The following is a 19,564-nucleotide window of genomic DNA, read 5'->3' as shown; positions in this document are numbered from 1 at the left end:
TACTGGCGTTTGCGTAGTATGGCTGAACCCACCTCATTACCCCAGCATGACAATACTGAAAAACCTATAGCCCCCTGGTTAACCCTGGGCTTTTTTCTTTGTTCATTAAGCTGGATTGTTGTTCAGTTAATCCTTGCGGAAGAACTCCCTTCCACCTTTATCTACTTTGTTGCTGTGACTATTTTGCTCGGGGCCAGTTATGTTCTCTCCCGGTTCAGACACAAAATTTGTCAGACTGTAAGCAAGTTTATTTTTGCTGGCTTTTTGCTGCTGGTATTCACACGGCTGTTTTTTGCTGGGGGCGGGTTTGAGAGTCCGGTGGCCATTTGGTTGATCATGTTACCGTTATTTTTTCGGGTCGCAGTAAGTAAAAACGCCAGCCGGATCGGTATAGTGTGGGTATCACTGGTGATGACGACAGAGTTAGTACTGCATTTTCATTATGGCATATCGCTTAAATCGCCCTACATTGATGATATGTATGGCATGGGTGTTTTTAACCTGCCTATTGCCTTTGTACTGATAATTTTTATCACCAAAAGTTACGAGTACTGGCATCATTCATCAATCCAAAAAGATCATCTCATTATTAAAGAGCAACAAAAGACCATTCAATCACAAACGGCTTTTATGACTAACATGTCACATGAGTTAAGAACCCCTCTGAATGGTATTTTTGGGGTATTTCAAATATTGCAGCATGATCTCTCCAGAAAGGATGTATTGATTGAAGCCGGCATGCGTTCCACAGAGGCGCTGACCACCATTCTTAGTGACATTCTTGACGCGCAAAAACTCCATGAAGGCAAGGTGAAATTAAACGAAGAATGGTTATCGAGTGAAGCGACTCTGGGATATATCAGCCATCTGTATGAAAGTCTGGCCGATACCAAAAAGCTCAATTTTCGCGTAGAAGGGCTAGCGGAACTGCCACAAGAGATTTACTGCGATAACACTCGTGTGGGGCAGATTCTGAATAATATCGTTGGTAACGCGTTTAAGTTTACCGAACAGGGCAGTATTCGCGTTTGTTTCAGGTACGATGACGGTAATCTTAATATTACCGTAAAGGACTCTGGAATTGGCATGAGCAAAGCCGTGCTCGATTCTTTGTTTGACCGTTTTACGCAGGCGGATATCAGCACCACAAAGCGGTTTGGCGGCTCAGGCCTGGGAATGGCGATTACCCGTGAATTGGTGGCACTAATGAAAGGCACTGTCAACGTGGAATCAGAGGAGGGAAGCGGTACAACATTCAAACTCTGTTTACCAATTGCAGCCCGTGAAGGACATAAGAGCCATAATTCAGTAATACAGAGTCAACCGGATCTGGGGGATATCACATTACTCGTTGTTGAAGATAACGAAATAAACAACCTGGTAACCAGTGCTATGCTGGAGGGTCTGTTTAAACAGGTGATAACGGCAAAAGACGGTCGCGAAGGTTTGTCGTTAATCAGCTCTACACCGGTTGATCTCGTAGTAACCGATATCCAGATGCCGGTAATGGATGGTCTGGCATTAAAACAAGCGATTGCCTCATCCCATCCAAAACTGCCGGTTATCGCATTGACCGGCAATGCCTATGAAAGTCAGATTGAGGAGTACCTTGCTCAGGGATTTAGCCGGGTCGTATCTAAACCAATAGTCAAGGATGTTTTGTTAGCAGCAATTAAAGATACACTGTCTGGCAAGGTCAGTGAGAGTCGACAAAATGCCTGAAAACGGGCAGCGTGGAACGCTGCCCTTCTGTTTTACCTACCTTGATTAGCCCAGCATCGCGCGAAGCATCCAGGCTGTTTTTTCATGTTGGCGCATGCGGTCACTGATCAGAGCGGCAGAGGACTCGTCGTCACCCTGCTGGGCCCGCGCCAGAGCTGAACGGCAGGTTCTGACAATTTGTTCATGCCCCGTGGTTAACAACCTGATCATCTCACTCGCTTCTGGTACGCCTTCAACTTCTTCAATTGAACTCAATGCGGCAAAAGCTTTATAGGTTCCCGGGGCAGCAACGCCCAGGGTTCTGATCCGCTCAGCTATATCATCTACCGCTGTAGCCAGTTCAGTGTAGTGCTCTTCAAACATCAAATGCAGTTCACGAAACTGCGGGCCGGTGACATTCCAATGAAAATTATGGGTTTGCAGATACAGCGTGTAAGAGTCTGCCAGTAATTGTTTTAAACCGTGAGCAATGGCCTCGCGATCTGTTTCAGTAATGCCGATGTTAATAGGTTGCATAGTTGCCTCGTTGTCTGTAGCTATTCAATGAAGCAATTATAGAACGGTCTTTTGATTAGATATTGCGAATAAAATCGATTTTCGTGAACGTTAAATTAGATTGGGAAGGGAGCGGAATGACAAGGCTGACATAAAAAAGCCACCTGCAAGGCAGGTGGCTTTCGCTTTACAAAGATCGGAAAGTGCGATTATTTCGCTGGGATCTCGATAGTTTCGCTAATTTTTACTTCAATACGGCGGTTCAGGTGGTTCGCTTCTTTGGTGTTAGCGGTATCTAACAGACGCTCTTCACCGTAACCAACGGTTTTTAAGCGGTTAGCATCAATACCATATTGATTAACCAGTACGGCTTTAAGCGCTTTAGCGCGACGCAGTGAAAGGTCTTTATTGTACGCGGCAGCACCCGGTGCTGAAGAGTGACCTTCAACAACCGCAGAGGTTTTACCGTAACGATTCAGGAAAGCCGCCAGGTCAACAATTTGTGGATCGCTGGTGTCTTCAATCGCTGCACTGTTATTAGCAAACAGGATACGCACTTCAATAGAAACTTCTTCGGCGGTGAAAATAGTACAACCGTTAGGGTGTACCTTGTCGCCTGCCGGGGTATCAGGACATGCATCTTTGCTGTCCAGCACGCCATCGTTGTCTGAGTCAGGCTCAATCGCACAACCGTTACCATCTACCGCTACACCTGCTGCGGTGTTAGGGCACTGATCCTGGCTGTTAATAACGCCGTCGCCATCTGTGTCTGCATTACAACCTTTGCTGTCGACTACCGTACCAGAAGGGGTACCAGGACACTGATCCAGTGTATCGATAACGCCGTCGTAATCAGAATCTGCAGGAGCGGCAGTCGTCATGGGTGCTGGCGTTGGCTCAGAGTAACTTGAAGCGCTACCAAACGTATAAGATACACCCAACTTCACACTGTAATCATAATAGCTGTCACTTAAATCACGGTAAGCGGCTACTTCACTGATCACTGCCAGATTGTCATCAACAGCCCAGTGTTTACCTAAACCGTAACCAATCATCTCGTAGTCGTCATCAAGATTCTGGTAATAAAGACCACCAAACGCATAGAAAAGGTCGTCCTGGAAAAAATACATGGCATCGACACCAATCAGCGGGCCGTTTTCGTCACTGCCACCGTTCGTTCCATCGATGTCCAAATATGAAGCTGATGCACGGGCTGCCCAGTTTTCGTCGAAACGGAAACCGTATTCGATACCCAGACCAAAGCCATCGTCAAGCTGAGCTGCCGGCTGCGGCTTATCGTCGTCTGTGCTGTAGTAAAGACCGTAAACACCAACCCAGTCCTTAGCGTCCTGTTCCTGGGCCAATGTTGGGGCTGAAATTAAACCTGCTGCAATTAGTGCAAGTGTAATAGAAGATTTTTTCATTATTGACTTCCTGTGTTGGCAAAATGTGTGTCCCGAAGTCCTATGCGAAAGCTGTGCCAGCATAAAACTTTAGTTTAACATTATAGATCTGACTGACCCTGAAGGGTAGCGATAATCGCTCTGGAGCCCCCGTGATTACGGTGCTCACCCAGAATAATTCCCTGCCAGGTGCCCAGCGCCAGTTTTCCCTGCTGAATAGGCAGCGTCAGCTGGCATCCCATCAGGCTGCTTTTAATGTGCGCGGGCATGTCATCAGCGCCTTCATAGGTGTGAATAAAATAACTTGTGTCTTCTTTAACTGTATGATTAAAAAAGGATTCCAGGTCTTTTCTTACCGATGGGTCAGCGTTCTCATTAACCGTCAGACTGGCACTGGTGTGCTGTAGCATCAGGTGTAATAAACCCACGTTGATTTGTCTTATTTGTGGCAGCGCAGAAATAATGTCATCAGTGACTAAATGAAAGCCTCTGGGACGAGGCGATAGAGTAATTTTTTCAGAGTGCCAGTAATTATTTATCAAAGCAGATTTCCAGGTAGGCTTTTCCCAGTTCATGATTAAAGGGCAAAATAATCTTGGGACCGTCCACCTGATGACTAATACTGTGTTGCTTTCCGGAGACAACTACCGGGGTCGCCATCCCAAATTCATAGCCTTTTTCGGCTAAGTCACGTTTGGCGTTACCGCAAATCATATTGGTAATCTCACCCACCATGTCGGCAACTTCGGCGTCAATTTCACTGGATGCCTCGCCCAGCATGTTTTGCATAATGCTTAAAATCAGGTTCTTATCAAAGGTAATCGACATCGAACCTTTTACATTCGGGCCCACCATACCAATAAGTCCGGACACATCCCCATGTGCAACATCATCATTTTTGCGCTTGGGTTTGCCCGGAGTAAGCGTGGTTTGCGCCATGGTTTCAAGAACATTCAGTAAACCACCGATAAATGGGTTTACAAACTCAGCATTCATGTTGTTCCTCTCCCACTGTCGTAGACTCACTTTCCTGGCATTCTGCACATAAGCCATGAGCCTCGATGGTTTGTTTCGAGATTTTAAAACCGTGTTGCCTGGCCTGATTGTCCAGGGTTTCTTTCAGGCCTTCAGACTGTATCTCTGAGACATCACCACAACTGTCGCAAATAAGAAACTGTACCGGGTGGTGACACCCAAAATGATAGCAGGCAACAAAGGCATTGGTAGACTCCAGTCGATGGATCAGACCAAAGTCGAGTAAAAAATCCAGTGCACGGTATACCGTCGCTGGCTTTGCACTGGATTCGGTTTCTTTTAATTCGTCCAGTAATTCATAAGCGCCCATGGGACCGTGTTTTTCCAACATAAGCTCATAGACTTTCTCACGCAATGGCGTGAATCTGGCTCCGCGCTGCTGACAATATGCTCTGGCTTTATTAATTATAGTGGTATTTTTCATGTTGAATTTTAAGAATTTAATGCCTGGATAACTGCCATCATAACCGGAACCAGTGGTTCAGGCTAATTAGTTAGTGAATGATCAGCCAGCCGATGCATGCGCTGAATCAATTGATCTTCTAATTCAAACCGATCATCCAGTGCGGCCCCTAATTTGGTTACTGCATCTTCAAACAGGTTAGCGTTCTCCTGCGTGTAGCCTTCGGCAAACTGGTCATTAAAATCCAGTGCCTGGTCGGTGGTTTTACTGATTAGCGGGAAAATTTGTTGTTTCAGGCGTTGACCGTCCTGGTCGTCGCTTACCAGCATTTCATACACTTCAAAGTGGCCGACGGACAAATAGTCCATCAGTATTGCGCAGAAGTCGTTCACCTCTGATTCGCTGGGTAAGGCGTGGGCAGACTGATAATTAACACCGGCCAAATGACAGTACTGAATTAACAATTGCTTTCGCTCATCGAGCCAGTTGTCGATGGTTTTGCTGGCGCCACCCCAGCGTTGTTGCGCGGTTTCTAACTGATTTAACACTCTGGACTACCTCACGAGGCTATCATCATCTTTATCTGAGTATAACACTGGGTTTGAGTCTCACAAATTACAGGCCCAATTAATTCGCTTTACTCACCTAAAGACTAAGAAAAACCTATGAGTGTCAATAGCGATACATAGTGCCGGACGAAGACTCTGTGTTAGGATGAGCTCGACGTAAATGGGGTATTCAATATGTTAAAGTTAACTGGAAAAGCGCTTCTTCAACCAGGTCACTGGCTTATTTTTAGCCGTGAACAGATACTGGTTCCAGCAGGTGAGGAATTGCTGCCACTGCTCTGCTGGCAGGATTTACCTTTTATGCATCATTACCAGGACCAGGTACACCGTCTCCAGGCTGAAGACTTGCCGTTACACCACCCCCTTTACGTAATCGATCTGGGCGCTGAACGCATCGATGTGCCGGGTTGGCAAAATGTCGGGTTGCGTCAGCTTTTGAGTAGCGAGCCGCCGGTCAACTATGAGAGCCTGGCCAGGGCCTGGCAATACGTCCACTTTATGCGCACACATCGCTTTTGCGGGCAATGCGGTTCTACCGCGCAGGCTATCGACTGGGAAATGGCGACTCAGTGTCACCAGTGCGGACATCGCTGCTATCCACGAGTGTCGCCTTGCACAATAGTAGCTGTGTACCGTGGCCAGGAAATCCTGCTGGCAAGGGGCGTACGCCACACCAATACGCAGATATATTCAATTATTGCCGGGTTTGTGGAAAGCGGCGAAAGTGTCGAGCAGGCAACTCATCGCGAAGTAGGCGAGGAAGTTGGCGTTAAAATAAAAAACCTCGAGTATTTCGGCAGTCAGGCATGGCCCTTCCCCCATTCTTTAATGATGGGCTATTTTGCCGAATATGACAGTGGCGATATTGTCATCGACGAAAAAGAGATTGTGGACGCAGACTGGTACCACATAGATAACTTGCCGCAGTTGCCATCCAATTTATCGATTGCCGGTAAAATGCTGGATGTATTAATTGAGCGACTTCGCGCCAGGGCGGAATAAAGGCCATAAAAAACCCCGCAAGAGCGGGGTTTGAGTTTGTTTAGCGTCGGGGCCTGTGGTCAGGCTTCTGTATTTATGAATCTAGTAGTAGCAAAGCATTTGCGATAAATCAAGCAAATTGGCCCAATTTGCATCGGTGAGTTCATTTTTACGCAACATTCGTTAAATCTTGCTATACTCGCCGCCAATTTTTTGTAGTGTAAATAATTCCGGGGAACCCCATGGCAGATACCAATGGCAGCATTGAGCGCCCAGCATTAAAAAACGACCGTTATTTAAGAGCGTTGCTAAAGCAACCGGTAGATGTGACACCAGTTTGGATGATGCGTCAGGCAGGGCGTTATTTACCAGAATATAAGGCTACCCGGGCTGTTGCCGGTGACTTTATGTCACTGTGTAAAAATGCCGAGCTGGCCTGTGAAGTGACGCTGCAGCCATTACGTCGTTTCCCGCTGGATGCCGCCATTTTGTTTTCTGACATTCTGACCATTCCGGATGCCATGGGGCTGGGACTCTATTTTGAAGCCGGTGAAGGTCCACGCTTTGAAAAACCGATCACCTGCAAAGCCGATGTTGATTGTATTGGTATTCCTGATCCGGAAGGTGAATTGCAGTATGTGATGAACGCGGTTCGCACTATTCGTCGTGAATTAAAAGGAGAGGTGCCTTTAATTGGCTTCTCCGGCAGTCCGTGGACGCTGGCTACCTATATGGTGGAAGGCGGTTCCAGTAAAGCGTTCACCAAAATTAAGAAAATGGCATTTGCCGAGCCGCAGATTTTACATGCGTTACTGGCCAAGCTGGCCGATTCCGTTACCAGCTATTTAAATGCCCAGATTGCCGCCGGTGCCCAGTCTGTCATGGTGTTTGATACCTGGGGTGGAGTGTTGTCACCGCGAGATTATAAAGAATTCTCACTGCAATACATGCAGCGCATCGTTGAAGGTTTGACCCGCGAAAGCGAGGGACGCCGTGTGCCGGTAACCCTGTTTACCAAAAATGGTGGTATGTGGTTAGAAGCCATTGCCGCAACAGGTTGTGATGCGGTAGGTCTTGACTGGACAATCGATATTGCTGATGCAAAAGCCCGTGTTGGCGACAAGGTCGCACTGCAAGGCAATATGGATCCTTCAATGTTATACGCGCCGCCAGCTCGCATTGAGCAGGAAGTGGCAGACATTCTGGCCGGGTTTGGCGATGGCAGTGGCCACGTCTTTAATTTAGGCCATGGGATTCATCTGGATGTGCCGCCAGAGCATGCCGGTGTGTTCGTTGAAGCTGTTCACCGCCTGAGTGCGCAGTACCACAAATAATCTGCTTCCCGCGTGCCTTACGCGTCGCGCGGGAGTCCTTTCTCTATGCTGCGGGTTAATCTGGCTACCTGACGATTGGTCGTTAATGCCGCATGTTGTTTGCTAATCTGCTGCTGGCGTGCCCACAACAGGTGCGGTCTGACTAACTCACAGGCGGTTTCTTCTGCTTCGTCCAGTGCCGTAAGGTAATCTGTTGCGAAGGGCGCATTACCAATGGCAACACACAAATTGCGCCGCCATTTGGCAAAGCCAATACGCCGAATGGGCGAGCCTTCGGTATGCCGCAGGAAGGTGTCCTCGTCCCACCGAAACAGGGTTAACAATGACTGACCATGTAACACTCCCCTGGCGTGGAAATCACTTTCGCTGGTTAAGGGGGCGTAGCGGTTCCATGGACAAACCAGCTGACAATCATCACAGCCATAGATGCGATTGCCCATCGCCGGACGCAACGATTCCGGAATTATGCCGTTGTATTCGATAGTGAGATAAGAAATGCAGCGCCTTGCATCAACCTGGTAGGGTGCGACAATGGCCTGAGTAGGACACATGGTGATGCAGGCGTTGCAAGTGCCACAGTTTTCTTGTGCCGGTTCGTCTACGGGCAGAGGTAGGTTAATAAACAATTCGCCAAGAAAAAACCAGGAGCCAGCCTGTTTGTTTAACGTAAGGGTATGTTTTCCTGTCCAGCCTATGCCAGCCTTTTCGGCAATGGCGTGTTCCAGCACCGGCGCTGAATCAACAAAAGGGCGATACGCCGTGGTGGCCAGATGCTGGCTGATTTGTTCGCCCAGCTGTTTAAGCTTTTTACGCAGAACTTTGTGGTAATCCCGGCCCAGTGCATAGCGGGAAATATAGCCGGTGTGACCATCTTTGAGGTGTTTGGCAAAAGAGGCGTCCGGCGGCAGATAATCCATGCGCACGGAAATAACCCTTAGCGTACCGGGCACCAGTTCATCGGGCCGGGCGCGTTTCATGCCATGGCTGGCCATGTAATCCATTTCGCCATGGTAATTATTATTCAGCCATTGTTGCAGGTAGTATTCATGCTGACTAAGATCAATATCACTGATACCAACCTGCTGAAAGCCTAGCGCAACGGCCCAAGCCTTGATATCGTCTACCAAATTGACCAGATCTATCGATTGTAAAGTGGACATGTACACATGCTAGATACTCAACTCCTCGACAGCTTACCATATAAACTCTACCGCGCCGACCAGGTTCGTGATAATGAGCGCGCAGCGGCAGAAAAGTCCGGCGTAGAGATGTTTGAACTAATGAAACGTGCCGGTAAGGCAGTGTTTAAACAGTGTCAGTTATTGTTGCCCAATACCGATGTGTTTTTGGTACTGGTAGGGCAGGGAAACAATGCCGGCGATGGGTACATTGCAGCTTTACATGCTAAAGAAGCTGGCAAACAAGTGCTGTTATGCGCCGTAGAACCGCACCGAATTCTGGAGGGCGACGCCGGAGCGGCGCAACAAAAATGGCTGGATGCCGGTGGTAAAATAGAACCTTTTAGCACCGCCCACATTGAAAAATGTGAACTGATCATCGATGCACTGCTGGGCACCGGGATTAACAGTTACATTCGCAACGAATTTGCTGACATCATTGATGCGGTAAATCAATCCGGTAAGCCGGTAGTGAGCATTGATGTTCCATCAGGGTTGGATTCTAACACCGGGCAATCGCTTGGCCGTTGCATTGAAGCTGACGTGACGGTGACCTTTGTGGGGATAAAATCGGGCCTGACCACCGGCGCTGGTAAACAGTCCTGTGGCCGCCTGGTATTTGATGATCTGGGCATCGGCAAAGCCTTTGTAGAAATGGCCAGGTCGACAGCGACTTTATTGACTATCGAGCAATTCAAGGGCATGGCACCGCGTGAGGTAAACAGTCACAAAGGTACTTACGGACGACTGCTGTGTATTGGTGGTAACCGCGGTACTGCCGGCGCTATTCGTCTGGCCAGTGAAGCGGCACTGCGCTGTGGTACTGGTTTGGTTAAGGTGTTTTGTCATGAAGGCTCAACCGTGCAGGTTAGCGCCGGGCGGCCGGAACTGATGGTTTCTCACGAGAATTTGCAGGAAGCGTTAAACTGGGCATCCTGTGTGGTTATTGGCCCGGGGCTGGGACAGGATGACTGGGCTTTAGCGGCATTCGAGCAAGCTATGAAGCATTGCCAGACACACCCTAAGCCAATGGTTATTGATGCCGATGCACTCAACCTTTTAAGTAAACATGCGCTGTCGTATACCATTACCGATTGTATTATCACGCCACACGCTGGTGAAGCAGCGCGCTTGCTGAATACTTCGGTCGATGACGTGGAAGCTGACCGGTTTAACAGCACCAAGCAATGCGCGCAAAAATTTCATGCAACCTGTGTGTTAAAAGGTGCAGGCTCCATTATTGATAACGAAAGCCAGACCTGGGTGTGCCAGCACGGTAATCCGGGCATGGCAACCGCTGGTATGGGTGATGTATTAAGTGGTATTCTCGGTTCGCTGCTGGCCCAGGGGCTAAGCAAGGACATCGCCACCAAATATGGCGTTTCAATGCATGCTAAAGCGGGTGATGAAGTGGCCCGTTTGTTCGGTCAGCGCGGCATGCTTGCCAGTGATTTGTTTGAATCGCTGCGGGCGTTGGTTAACCAGTAATTTAGCAGTAGGCACTATGGCATTAGCGCAAGGGGCGTTTTACGCGGCAACGGAACAGGATACCGCCAGACTGGCGGTGGATTTGGCGCAGGCGGTTAAGCAACAGTTACCCAGAGGAATTGTGGTTTATCTACAGGGCGATCTGGGTGCCGGAAAAACCACCTTCAGTCGCCATTTTATTCAGGCGCTGGGTCATTCAGGTAATGTTAAGAGTCCCACTTATACGCTGGTGGAGCCTTACTCTCTGAGCGGACTCGACGTCTACCATTTTGACCTGTACCGACTGGCGGATCCGGAAGAACTGGAGTTTATGGGAATACGCGATTACTTCGGCGATAATCGCGTATGTATGATCGAGTGGCCGCAAAATGGTGGTCAAAACTTGGCACCAGCAGATTTAGTGATTAGTATAGAACCAGACAAGTCTGGAAGACGGTTTAACATTGATGCAATGACACTGACAGGACGTTCAGCGTTGCAACTGTGTAAAAGGATATAAGCGACTCATTTATCCAACCGTCATTCGGGGGAATTTACGGCCTGATAAATATAAATTAACACCAAGGCTAGGTATGTTGCGCAACCAATTACTGCTTGTTATAAGTTTGTGCTTACTAACCTTGAAGGTTACGGCAGCAAACGATATAAATAATATGCGTGTATGGCCATCCGAAGGCAGTACGCGGGTGGTTTTCGATCTCAAAAATTCCCCTGAGTTTACTTATTTTACCCTGCGTAATCCTGACCGGGTGGTGATTGACCTGGCCGATTTACAAAGCGACACGGCACTGGATATCAATAAAAAAGGCCCTTTGCTAAAACGTGTTCGCTACTCTACGCCAAGAGAAAATTCAGACACCCGCATTGTTATCGAGCTGAATCGTCAGGCCAAACCAACCTTATTTGCCATCCCTCCGGCTGAGGACAAAGGTCACCGTTTAGTGGTTGATCTGGTGGATTCTGCGCCATCGGGTAACAGCGATGTGGTACTGGATATGAATCAGTCCAGCCGCGATCGTGACATTATCGTAGCCATTGATGCCGGCCATGGCGGCAAAGACCCGGGGTCAATCGGACCCGCCGGTACCTTTGAGAAAAACATTACCCTGAGTATCGCGCAACTGCTGGAAAGCCGAATCAATGCTGAATCCGGTATGCGCGCGGTTATGACCCGAAGTGGTGATTTTTATATATCACCGAACGGTCGCCCTGAAGTGGCGCGTAAGCACAAAGCTGACTTACTTATTTCCATTCATGCTGATGCATTCAGCCAGCCCGAACCGCGCGGGGCCTCTGTATGGGTGTTGTCCATGCGTCGTGCCGACAGTGAGCTGGGCCGCTGGCTGGAAAAAAGCGAACGCCACTCAGAATTACTCGGTGGTGCTGCCGAGGTCATTTCAGATAATGCTTCAGAACGCTATCTGGCTGAAACAATTTTAGGACTGTCCATGGATCACTCCATGTCGACCAGCTACGACCTCAGTAAAAAAGTAATTAGCGAACTAAAAGGGATTACCCGGTTGCATAAACGAGCGCCTCAGGCCGCCAGTTTTGCGGTATTAACCGCGCCGGATATTCCATCGATTCTGGTTGAAGTCGGGTTTATTTCTAATCCCCAGGAAGAGAAAAACCTGAATTGGTCCAAGTATCGTGAGCAATTGGCCGATGCTATGTTAACGGCTACTAAACGCTACTTCAGGCAAACGCCACCCGATGGCACGCTGTGGGCGTCCATCAAGTCAGAAACCCGCACCCACAAAGTGCGTAGCGGTGAGTCTTTATCGTTACTTGCACAACGGTATAATGTAAAAGTGAGCAGCATTAAAGCGGCTAATAATCTGAGTAGTGATATTGTCCGGATCGGTCAGATTCTTACTATTCCCAGCACCTAAGCTTAGTCATACAAACAGGATTTTCTGTGCCAATTAAATTATTGCCCCCCAGACTGGCCAACCAGATTGCTGCCGGTGAGGTTGTCGAGCGACCAGCCTCGGTGGTCAAGGAGCTGGTGGAAAACAGTCTCGATGCCGGGGCGACGCGAATTGAACTGGATATCGAAAAAGGCGGTCACAAGCGCATTCGCCTGCGCGATAACGGCAGTGGCATTGCAAAAGACGAGCTGGAACTGGCATTGTCACGTCATGCAACCAGCAAAATTGCGACCCTTGATGACCTTGAGCAGATTCTCTCTCTGGGCTTTCGGGGCGAGGCGCTGGCCAGTATTTCATCGGTCAGCCGACTGTCACTGACCTCTAAACCCAATAGTCAGGAGCAGGCCTGGCAGGCCAATTGCGAGGGCCGGGATATGGCCGTTACCCTGCAGCCCGCGGCGCATCCGGATGGCACCACAATTGATGTGGTGGATATTTTTTACAATACGCCGGCCAGACGTAAGTTTTTACGTACCGAGAAAACCGAGTATCAGCATATCGAAGAGGTTATCAAGCGGATAGCCCTGAGTCGTCCGGACGTGGCTTTTGTACTTCGGCATAACGGCAAGATGACTAAACGTTTTAATGCGGTGGGACAGGACCAGCTGGCCATGCGCGTGGGTCAGGTTTGTGGCCAGTCATTTTTGCAGCAGGCGCTGCATACCCGTTGCGATTACGATGGTATTACACTGGAAGCCTGGTTGGGGGATGCCAGCCAGATGCGCAGTAGTAATGATTGTCAGTACAGCTTCGTGAATGGGCGCGGCATGCGGGATAAATTAATATTACACGCGTTGCGTCAGGCCTATGAGTCAGTGCTGGCCAGTGCCGAGCAGCCAGCGTTTGTGGTTTATCTGACTATCGATCCCCGGGAAGTGGATGTCAATGTTCATCCCGCTAAACACGAAGTACGATTCCAGCAAAGCCGCCTGGTGCATGACTTTATTTGTAAAGCCGTGTGTGATGCGCTGGTCAGCACCGAAGAATATCAATCGTCGTTGTCAGGGGTCACCAGCGATGAGCCTTCCCATGACTATATCAGACCATTAGCGCAGCGTACGACAAGCGATTACCCTCAGGATGATATGGCACCAGCTCAGGTGCGCTCAGCGCCTGCAGCAGCATCTTCCTCTCGTGGTCAGTACACACCGCCGGCAACCCGTGGCGTTAGCGGACGTTATCAGCAACACTATCAGGCACTAATGACGCCGACCACTGAGGCCGGGACTGCTCAGGCTAACGCTTTGTCTTTTGTGACTTTATTGCAGCAGCGCCTTTACAGTCTGCCGCAGCAGTGTATTCTGCTCGACGCCGGGGGGCTGTGGCAACCCTGGCTGACGGCCAGACTAGCTGCCAGTAGCGTTGCCCAGCCGCTATTAATGCCGGTGGCAGTTAACCAGCCGCTGGTGGCCGAGAGTCTGGCGTTGCTCAGCTCTGCTGGTTTTGAAGTGAGTCTGGCAGGCGGTAAATCGCGCCTGCTAAAGGTACCCGGTGGTTTACGTCAGTTGCCCTGGGCGGCATTATTTCCTGAAATGATCGCGGCATCACCACAGAGTCAAAATGCATTGCTTAGCGCTCTTGGCAAGGCATTACTGGTACAGCAAGCTGATCCTGCTCCGTTATGGCAGTGGTTTGATGAGCTGGCAGTTTCTGCACAAACTGACATACTTGAACAACACGGTTTTAGCGTGGCACCACAAGACGTTATTCACTGGATAAAAGAAAACAACAACAAATGATGAAACAAACAGGACCAGTGGTGTCTATCATGGGGCCCACCGCTTCCGGTAAAACCGGCCTCGCGCTGGAGCTGGCGCGTCACTTGCCGGCCGAGATAATCAGCGTGGATTCGGCACTGGTGTATAAACAAATGAATATTGGTACTGCCAAGCCGACAGCAGAGGAAATGGCGGTAGCGCCGCATTGGCTGGTCGATATTATTGACCCCTCTGAGGCCTATTCGGTGGCCGACTTTGTGGCCGATGCCACCCGGCTGATTGGCGAAATTCAGGCTCGCGGTAACCTGCCAATTCTGGTCGGCGGCACAATAATGTACTTTAATGCCTTGATAAATGGTATTTCGCCCCTACCTAAATCGAATCCGGAGATCCGTGACGCTATTTTACAAGAGGCTGAGAAACGGGGCTGGCAGGCATTACATGATGAGCTGGCGCAGGTCGATCCGGTCAGTGCAAAGCGGATCCATCCAAATGATCCGCAGCGATTGACCCGGGCACTGGAAGTTTTCAGAAGTTCCGGGAAATCGTTAACTCACTGGCAGGAAAAGGAAACTTATCGCTGTCCTTACAAGATTGACCAGTTTGCCATTGCGCCGGATGACCGGTCCGTGTTACACGAGCGTATAGCAGAACGATTTGATCTGATGCTAGAGCAAGGATTAGTCGAGGAGGTACAGGCGTTGTATCAGCGTGGTGACCTTCACGAAGAGATGCCATCTATCCGGGCGGTAGGTTATCGTCAGGTGTGGCAGTATCTTAAAGGTGAGTTAAGCTATGCAGATATGCGTGATAGAGGTATCATTGCTACCAGGCAGTTAGCAAAAAGGCAACTCACCTGGTTACGTGGTTGGCCGGAATTAACCTGGCTGGACACATTTGCTAAAGATAATTTGACTAAAATTACTGCAAAAGTCACACTTTAGTTGTATTAGGTGTGGTATATATTTAAAGCGCTGGGACAATTTTTGAAGTTGTCGGTTTAATAATAAAAACTAAGGATCTGAAATGGCTAAAGGGCAATCATTACAAGACCCATTTTTAAACGCATTACGGAAGGAGCGTATTCCGGTTTCTATTTATTTAGTAAATGGAATTAAACTCCAGGGACAGGTAGAGTCATTTGACCAATTTGTTATCCTGTTAAAAAATACCGTAAGCCAAATGGTATATAAGCACGCTATCTCAACTGTCGTGCCTGCACGAGCTTTTACGATGCCAAGTGCGCAAGGGGATTCAGAGAGCAAAAGTGAGTAATTGCAAAGGTAATCTGCTTGTTTGACCGTTATGAAGCCGGTGAACAGGCTATACTTGTTCATGTAAATTTTGCCGATGAAGACAGTCGCGAAGATTTGGCTGAGCTGGAATTACTGGTTTCATCGGCGGGTGTCAATGCTGTAGATGTATTAACCACGTCCAGAAGCTCTCCTCATTCCAAATTTTTTGTTGGCTCGGGGAAGGCTGAGGAAATTGCCGCGGCGGTGAAAGCCCACGAGGCTAATGTGGTGATCTTTAATCATGCCCTCTCTCCTTCACAGGAGCGAAATCTTGAAGCCATATGTAAATGTCGGGTTATCGACCGCACCGGTTTGATTCTGGATATCTTTGCTCAACGGGCCCGGACCCACGAAGGTAAATTACAGGTTGAGCTGGCGCAGTTACGACATATATCTACCCGTCTGATTCGAGGCTGGACACACCTTGAGCGTCAGAAAGGTGGTATTGGTTTGCGTGGTCCGGGTGAAACCCAGCTGGAAACCGACCGTCGACTTCTGCGTGGACGGATTAAAACGATTTTACGGCGCCTGGAAAAAGTCGCCAAGCAACGCGAGCAGGGACGGCGGTCCCGTAAGCGGGCTGAAATCCCTACATTATCACTGGTTGGTTACACCAACGCCGGTAAATCCACGCTTTTTAATCATATTACCCAGGCCGATGTTTATGCGGCGGACCAGTTGTTTGCAACACTGGATCCTACTCTGCGTAAAGTGGAGCTGAAGGAAGTCGGGCCGGTGATCCTGGCCGACACCGTTGGGTTTATCCGTCATCTTCCGCATGATCTGGTTGCCGCATTTAAAGCCACGCTACAAGAAACCCAGGAAGCGGACTTGTTGCTGCATGTGGTGGATTATTCGGCCAATAACTACCTTGAAACCATGGACGAGGTTAATGCCGTACTGGACGAGATTGATGCCGGTGAAATTCAACAATTGATTATTTGCAATAAAATCGATCAATTGGAAGAAGTTGAGCCTAAAATTGATCGGGATGAAGACGGAACGCCTATCAGGGTATGGTTATCCGCTAAAACGGGTCAGGGCGTTGAGCTGCTGCTGGAAGCTATCAGCGATTGCCTGGCGCAAAGCATGGTGAGCTACACTTTAAAGATTCCGCCGGCGCAGAGTCGTTTGCGCGGTGTGTTGTTTGAACTGGACTGTATCTCGCAACAGGCTTATGACGAGCAGGGTGACTGGGTGGTTGATGTGCGAATGCCAGCAGCCGACTGGAACCGACTGGAGAAACGCCTGGATCATGGCTTGTCGGAGTTTGTGGTAAAGCACTGATTTAGCTGTTTTATATATTTTGAAATCTAAAACTAATAGAATTCAGTATTAAATTATTAAATTTTCGGAGTACTAGCATGGCTTGGAACGAGCCGGGTGATAAAAATAATGACCCGTGGAAAAATCGCGGAGGACGAGACCAAGGTCCTCCGGATTTGGATGATGTATTTAAAAACCTGTTTGGCAAGCTCGGTAAAATGGGCGGCGGCAGCGACGGTGGCTCTGGCAAAAAGCTCGGTGGTATCGGCGCAGCACTGCTGGTAGTTCTGCTGGGTGTGATCTATGTCGTATCTGGCTTTTACACCATTCGTGAAGCCGAATCCGGTGTGGTACTGCGTTTTGGTGAGTATAACTCGCTGGTAGAACCGGGCCTGCGCTGGAAGCCTACCTTCGTAGATGCGGTGATCCCGGTTGACGTGCAGTCTATCCGTTATCAGTCCTCATCTGGTTCTATGCTGACCGAAGATGAAAACGTAGTTAGCGTACAAATGGAAGTTCAGTACCGGGTAGTCGACCCGTATCGCTGGACTTTTGCAGTGACCAGCCCGGAAATGAGTCTGAGTCAGGCCCTTGATAGTGCAATTCGTTACGTAGTGGGTCACTCAACCATGGATGACGTGCTTACCGATGGCCGTGAAGTTACCCGGCAGCGGGTGTGGGAAGAGCTGGAAGCGATCCTGGAGCCTTACAACCTGGGCGTGGCAATTCTTGATATGAACTTTAAGGACGCACGTCCGCCAGAGCAGGTAAAAGACGCGTTTGACGATGCGATTGCCGCTCAGGAAGACGAACAGCGCTTTATTCGTGAAGCCGAAGCTTATGCCCGTGAAATTGAGCCTCGTGCCCGTGGTCAGGTTAACCGTATGAACGAAGAGTCCCAGGCGTATAAAGAGCGTGTGATTCTGGAAGCTCAGGGTGAAGTGGCGCGTTTTGAAGAACTGTTGCCACAATACGAGAAAGCACCGGAAGTAACCCGTCAGCGGATTTATCTGGAAACCATGGAACAGGTGTTCTCTAACACCAGTAAAATCATGGTTGACAGCGGTAAAGGCGGAAACAACATCATGTACCTGCCGCTGGACAAGCTAATGCAAAATCAGAACAGCGATAGCGCTACTTTAAACCGTATGCGCAACACGCTGGAGGGATTACAGAATAATGTCGCCAACTCAACCGGCAACAACTCCCGTAATACGACTTCTTCAAGCTCCGGCCTGAGAAGTGACAGCGGCCGTGGTGGGAGATAAGCACAGATGAAAAATTTAATTATTGCAGCATTAATTACCGTTTTGGTGCTGGCAACCGGCTCACTGTTTGTAGTGAGAGAGGGCGAGCGCGCGATAGTTATCCAGTTTGGTAAAGTACAGCGTGACGCCGCTACCGGTGAAACCACAGTATTTGAGCCAGGCTTACATTTTAAACTGCCTTTTATTGATTCGGTGCGTCAGTTAGATGCGCGGATCCAAACGCTGGATGATTCTCCGGATCGTTTTGTGACGTCAGAGAAGAAAGACCTGATAGTTGATTCTTATGTGAAATGGCGTATTAAGGATTTTGCCCGTTATTACCTGTCAACAAACGGCGGTAATAAGATGCAGGCAGAAGCGCTGCTTAAGCAAAAGGTTAACAACGGTCTGCGTACTGAGTTTGGTAGCCGCACTATTGCACAAATCGTGTCTGGTGAGCGTACCGAACTGATGGAGCAAGCGATGGAACAGGCGTCCAGCTCTTCAGACGAACTGGGTATTGAGATCGTTGACGTGCGGGTGAAGCAAATCAACCTGCCAACCGAAGTCAGCAACTCAATCTTCCAGCGTATGCGTGCCGAGCGTGCTGCCGTTGCTCGTGAACACCGTTCACAGGGTCAGGAGCAGGCTGAGGTGATTAAAGCTAACATCGAAGCGAAAGTAACGGTAATGCTGGCAGATGCCGAGCGTAATGCGCGTCAGCTTCGTGGTGAAGGTGATGCAACAGCGGCGCAAATCTATGCTGAAGCGTACTCAAAGAACGCGGAGTTTTATGGCTTCCTGCGTAGTATGGATGCCTATAAAGCCAGCTTTAACAGCAAGCAGGATATTCTGGTAGTTGAACCAGACAGTGACTTCTTCCGTTACATGAACCAGCGCTCTGGTAAGTAACCACAGTAAGTTGTAGCAAAAACCGGCCAGCAGGCCGGTTTTTTTATGTGACCGGTCGCGAAGCGACAGAACACCACGGGTTTACCCGTGGATGAATGAGTCCGAGGCCTGTATGCTACGAAGATGGAAGTTCGAGTCTCATCACATGGTCTATATAGACTTCAATATCACGTCGTCTGGGTAACCAAATACAGGCGTCGGATACTGAAGCCTTTCGTCGTGGAGTATTTGCGCAAAGTGTTGCCGAAGCTGCTTCGAAGTATGCCCGGCGTAACGATAGAGCGAATGGGCTTTGATAATGACCATATGCACATGTTGATGGTCATTCCACCGAAATACTCGATAGCAGAAGTGATGGGTAAACTCAAAGCCCAGTCAGCGTCAAACATGAGAAAGACATTCAAATGGCTAGGAAAGGTCTATTGGAATGAAAATATTGTTTGGTCGCCGGGTTACTTTGTAAGCAGCGTAGGCTTAGACGAGCACACAATACGGAACTACGTTGAGCATCAAGGTCGGAAGGATTCAGATCAGCTCCGAATGGAGCTGTAACAGAAAGAACCCCGGGCATGCCCGGGGGAATCTAT

The 19,564-nt window shown here is 49.0% G+C and carries 20 protein-coding genes; 13 read left to right on the top strand and 7 right to left on the bottom strand.

Annotation, left to right across the window (positions count from 1 at the left end; translation table 11 throughout):
* Window positions 1–18 precede the first annotated feature (18 nt).
* On the top strand, window positions 19–1,722 hold the full coding sequence (locus tag BFC17_RS21575) for an ATP-binding protein (RefSeq protein WP_070178601.1): 1,704 nt from the start codon (window positions 19–21) through the stop codon (window positions 1,720–1,722).
* Between the two features lie 45 nt (window positions 1,723–1,767).
* On the opposite strand, the gene BFC17_RS21570 is transcribed toward BFC17_RS21575, so the two are convergent.
* The 6 genes from BFC17_RS21570 to BFC17_RS21545 form a co-directional block, all read right to left on the bottom strand.
* Window positions 1,768–2,238, bottom strand: coding sequence for a Dps family protein (locus BFC17_RS21570; protein WP_070178600.1), 471 nt, complete (start codon window positions 2,236–2,238; stop codon window positions 1,768–1,770).
* Between the two features lie 188 nt (window positions 2,239–2,426).
* A complete protein-coding gene (locus tag BFC17_RS21565) occupies window positions 2,427–3,641 on the bottom strand; it encodes an OmpA family protein (RefSeq protein ID WP_070178599.1) in 1,215 nt (404 codons plus the stop codon).
* An 80-nt stretch (window positions 3,642–3,721) separates the two neighbouring features.
* The gene (locus tag BFC17_RS21560; RefSeq protein WP_139142163.1) at window positions 3,722–4,162 is read right to left on the bottom strand and encodes a secondary thiamine-phosphate synthase enzyme YjbQ; all 441 of its coding nucleotides are present in this window, start codon (window positions 4,160–4,162) and stop codon (window positions 3,722–3,724) included.
* Window positions 4,152–4,616 (bottom strand): chemotaxis protein CheX, encoded by a 465-nt coding sequence (locus BFC17_RS21555; protein ID WP_070178597.1) that lies wholly within the window; start codon window positions 4,614–4,616, stop codon window positions 4,152–4,154. Before BFC17_RS21555 ends, BFC17_RS21560 begins: the two co-directional genes overlap by 11 nt.
* The gene (locus tag BFC17_RS21550) at window positions 4,606–5,079 is read right to left on the bottom strand and encodes a transcriptional repressor (RefSeq protein ID WP_070178596.1); all 474 of its coding nucleotides are present in this window, start codon (window positions 5,077–5,079) and stop codon (window positions 4,606–4,608) included. Before BFC17_RS21550 ends, BFC17_RS21555 begins: the two co-directional genes overlap by 11 nt.
* Window positions 5,080–5,141: 62 nt before the next feature.
* Window positions 5,142–5,606 carry an Rsd/AlgQ family anti-sigma factor gene (locus tag BFC17_RS21545; protein ID WP_070178595.1) on the bottom strand — a complete coding sequence of 155 codons (465 nt, stop codon included), beginning with the start codon at window positions 5,604–5,606 and terminating at the stop codon, window positions 5,142–5,144.
* 195 nt (window positions 5,607–5,801) lie between these two features.
* On the opposite strand from BFC17_RS21545, the gene nudC reads away from it, so the two are divergent.
* Together nudC and hemE are read left to right on the top strand one after the other, a co-directional pair.
* Window positions 5,802–6,629, top strand: a complete 828-nt coding sequence (gene nudC / locus BFC17_RS21540; RefSeq protein ID WP_070178594.1) for an NAD(+) diphosphatase — start codon at window positions 5,802–5,804, stop codon at window positions 6,627–6,629.
* Window positions 6,630–6,850: 221 nt separating this feature from the next.
* On the top strand, window positions 6,851–7,942 hold the full coding sequence (gene hemE, locus BFC17_RS21535) for a uroporphyrinogen decarboxylase (protein ID WP_070178593.1): 1,092 nt from the start codon (window positions 6,851–6,853) through the stop codon (window positions 7,940–7,942).
* A 17-nt stretch (window positions 7,943–7,959) separates the two neighbouring features.
* Here hemE and queG read toward each other — a convergent pair whose 3' ends face one another.
* Window positions 7,960–9,102 carry a tRNA epoxyqueuosine(34) reductase QueG gene (gene queG / locus BFC17_RS21530; protein WP_070178592.1) on the bottom strand — a complete coding sequence of 381 codons (1,143 nt, stop codon included), beginning with the start codon at window positions 9,100–9,102 and terminating at the stop codon, window positions 7,960–7,962.
* A 6-nt stretch (window positions 9,103–9,108) separates the two neighbouring features.
* Here queG and BFC17_RS21525 point away from each other — a divergent pair, with 6 nt between their 5' ends.
* The 10 genes from BFC17_RS21525 (at window position 9,109) to tnpA (ending at window position 19,529) form a co-directional block, all read left to right on the top strand.
* On the top strand, window positions 9,109–10,608 hold the full coding sequence (locus BFC17_RS21525) for a bifunctional ADP-dependent NAD(P)H-hydrate dehydratase/NAD(P)H-hydrate epimerase (RefSeq protein ID WP_070178591.1): 1,500 nt from the start codon (window positions 9,109–9,111) through the stop codon (window positions 10,606–10,608).
* A 16-nt stretch (window positions 10,609–10,624) separates the two neighbouring features.
* A complete protein-coding gene (gene tsaE / locus BFC17_RS21520; RefSeq protein ID WP_070178590.1) occupies window positions 10,625–11,107 on the top strand; it encodes a tRNA (adenosine(37)-N6)-threonylcarbamoyltransferase complex ATPase subunit type 1 TsaE in 483 nt (160 codons plus the stop codon).
* Window positions 11,108–11,180: 73 nt separating this feature from the next.
* The gene (locus tag BFC17_RS21515; RefSeq protein ID WP_070178589.1) at window positions 11,181–12,500 is read left to right on the top strand and encodes an N-acetylmuramoyl-L-alanine amidase; all 1,320 of its coding nucleotides are present in this window, start codon (window positions 11,181–11,183) and stop codon (window positions 12,498–12,500) included.
* A 26-nt stretch (window positions 12,501–12,526) separates the two neighbouring features.
* The gene (gene mutL / locus BFC17_RS21510) at window positions 12,527–14,278 is read left to right on the top strand and encodes a DNA mismatch repair endonuclease MutL (protein ID WP_070178588.1); all 1,752 of its coding nucleotides are present in this window, start codon (window positions 12,527–12,529) and stop codon (window positions 14,276–14,278) included.
* Window positions 14,278–15,201 carry a tRNA (adenosine(37)-N6)-dimethylallyltransferase MiaA gene (gene miaA / locus BFC17_RS21505; RefSeq protein ID WP_217494052.1) on the top strand — a complete coding sequence of 308 codons (924 nt, stop codon included), beginning with the start codon at window positions 14,278–14,280 and terminating at the stop codon, window positions 15,199–15,201. The genes mutL and miaA overlap by 1 nt, the downstream gene beginning before the upstream one ends.
* A gap of 82 nt (window positions 15,202–15,283) precedes the next feature.
* On the top strand, window positions 15,284–15,532 hold the full coding sequence (hfq, locus tag BFC17_RS21500) for an RNA chaperone Hfq (protein WP_070178586.1): 249 nt from the start codon (window positions 15,284–15,286) through the stop codon (window positions 15,530–15,532).
* 17 nt (window positions 15,533–15,549) lie between these two features.
* Entirely contained in the window at window positions 15,550–16,839 is a 1,290-nt protein-coding gene (hflX, locus tag BFC17_RS21495) for a ribosome rescue GTPase HflX (protein ID WP_070178585.1), read from the top strand.
* Between the two features lie 77 nt (window positions 16,840–16,916).
* Window positions 16,917–18,086 (top strand): FtsH protease activity modulator HflK, encoded by a 1,170-nt coding sequence (gene hflK / locus BFC17_RS21490; protein WP_070178584.1) that lies wholly within the window; start codon window positions 16,917–16,919, stop codon window positions 18,084–18,086.
* Between the two features lie 6 nt (window positions 18,087–18,092).
* Entirely contained in the window at window positions 18,093–18,977 is an 885-nt protein-coding gene (hflC, locus tag BFC17_RS21485; protein WP_070178583.1) for a protease modulator HflC, read from the top strand.
* 123 nt (window positions 18,978–19,100) lie between these two features.
* Window positions 19,101–19,529, top strand: a complete 429-nt coding sequence (gene tnpA, locus BFC17_RS21480; protein WP_070174559.1) for an IS200/IS605 family transposase — start codon at window positions 19,101–19,103, stop codon at window positions 19,527–19,529.
* Window positions 19,530–19,564: the final 35 nt, after the last annotated feature.

Source organism: Marisediminitalea lipolytica (assembly GCF_001758465.1).
GTDB classification, from domain to species: domain Bacteria; phylum Pseudomonadota; class Gammaproteobacteria; order Enterobacterales; family Alteromonadaceae; genus Alteromonas; species Alteromonas lipolytica.
This window is presented reverse-complemented; position numbering and strand designations above follow the sequence as displayed.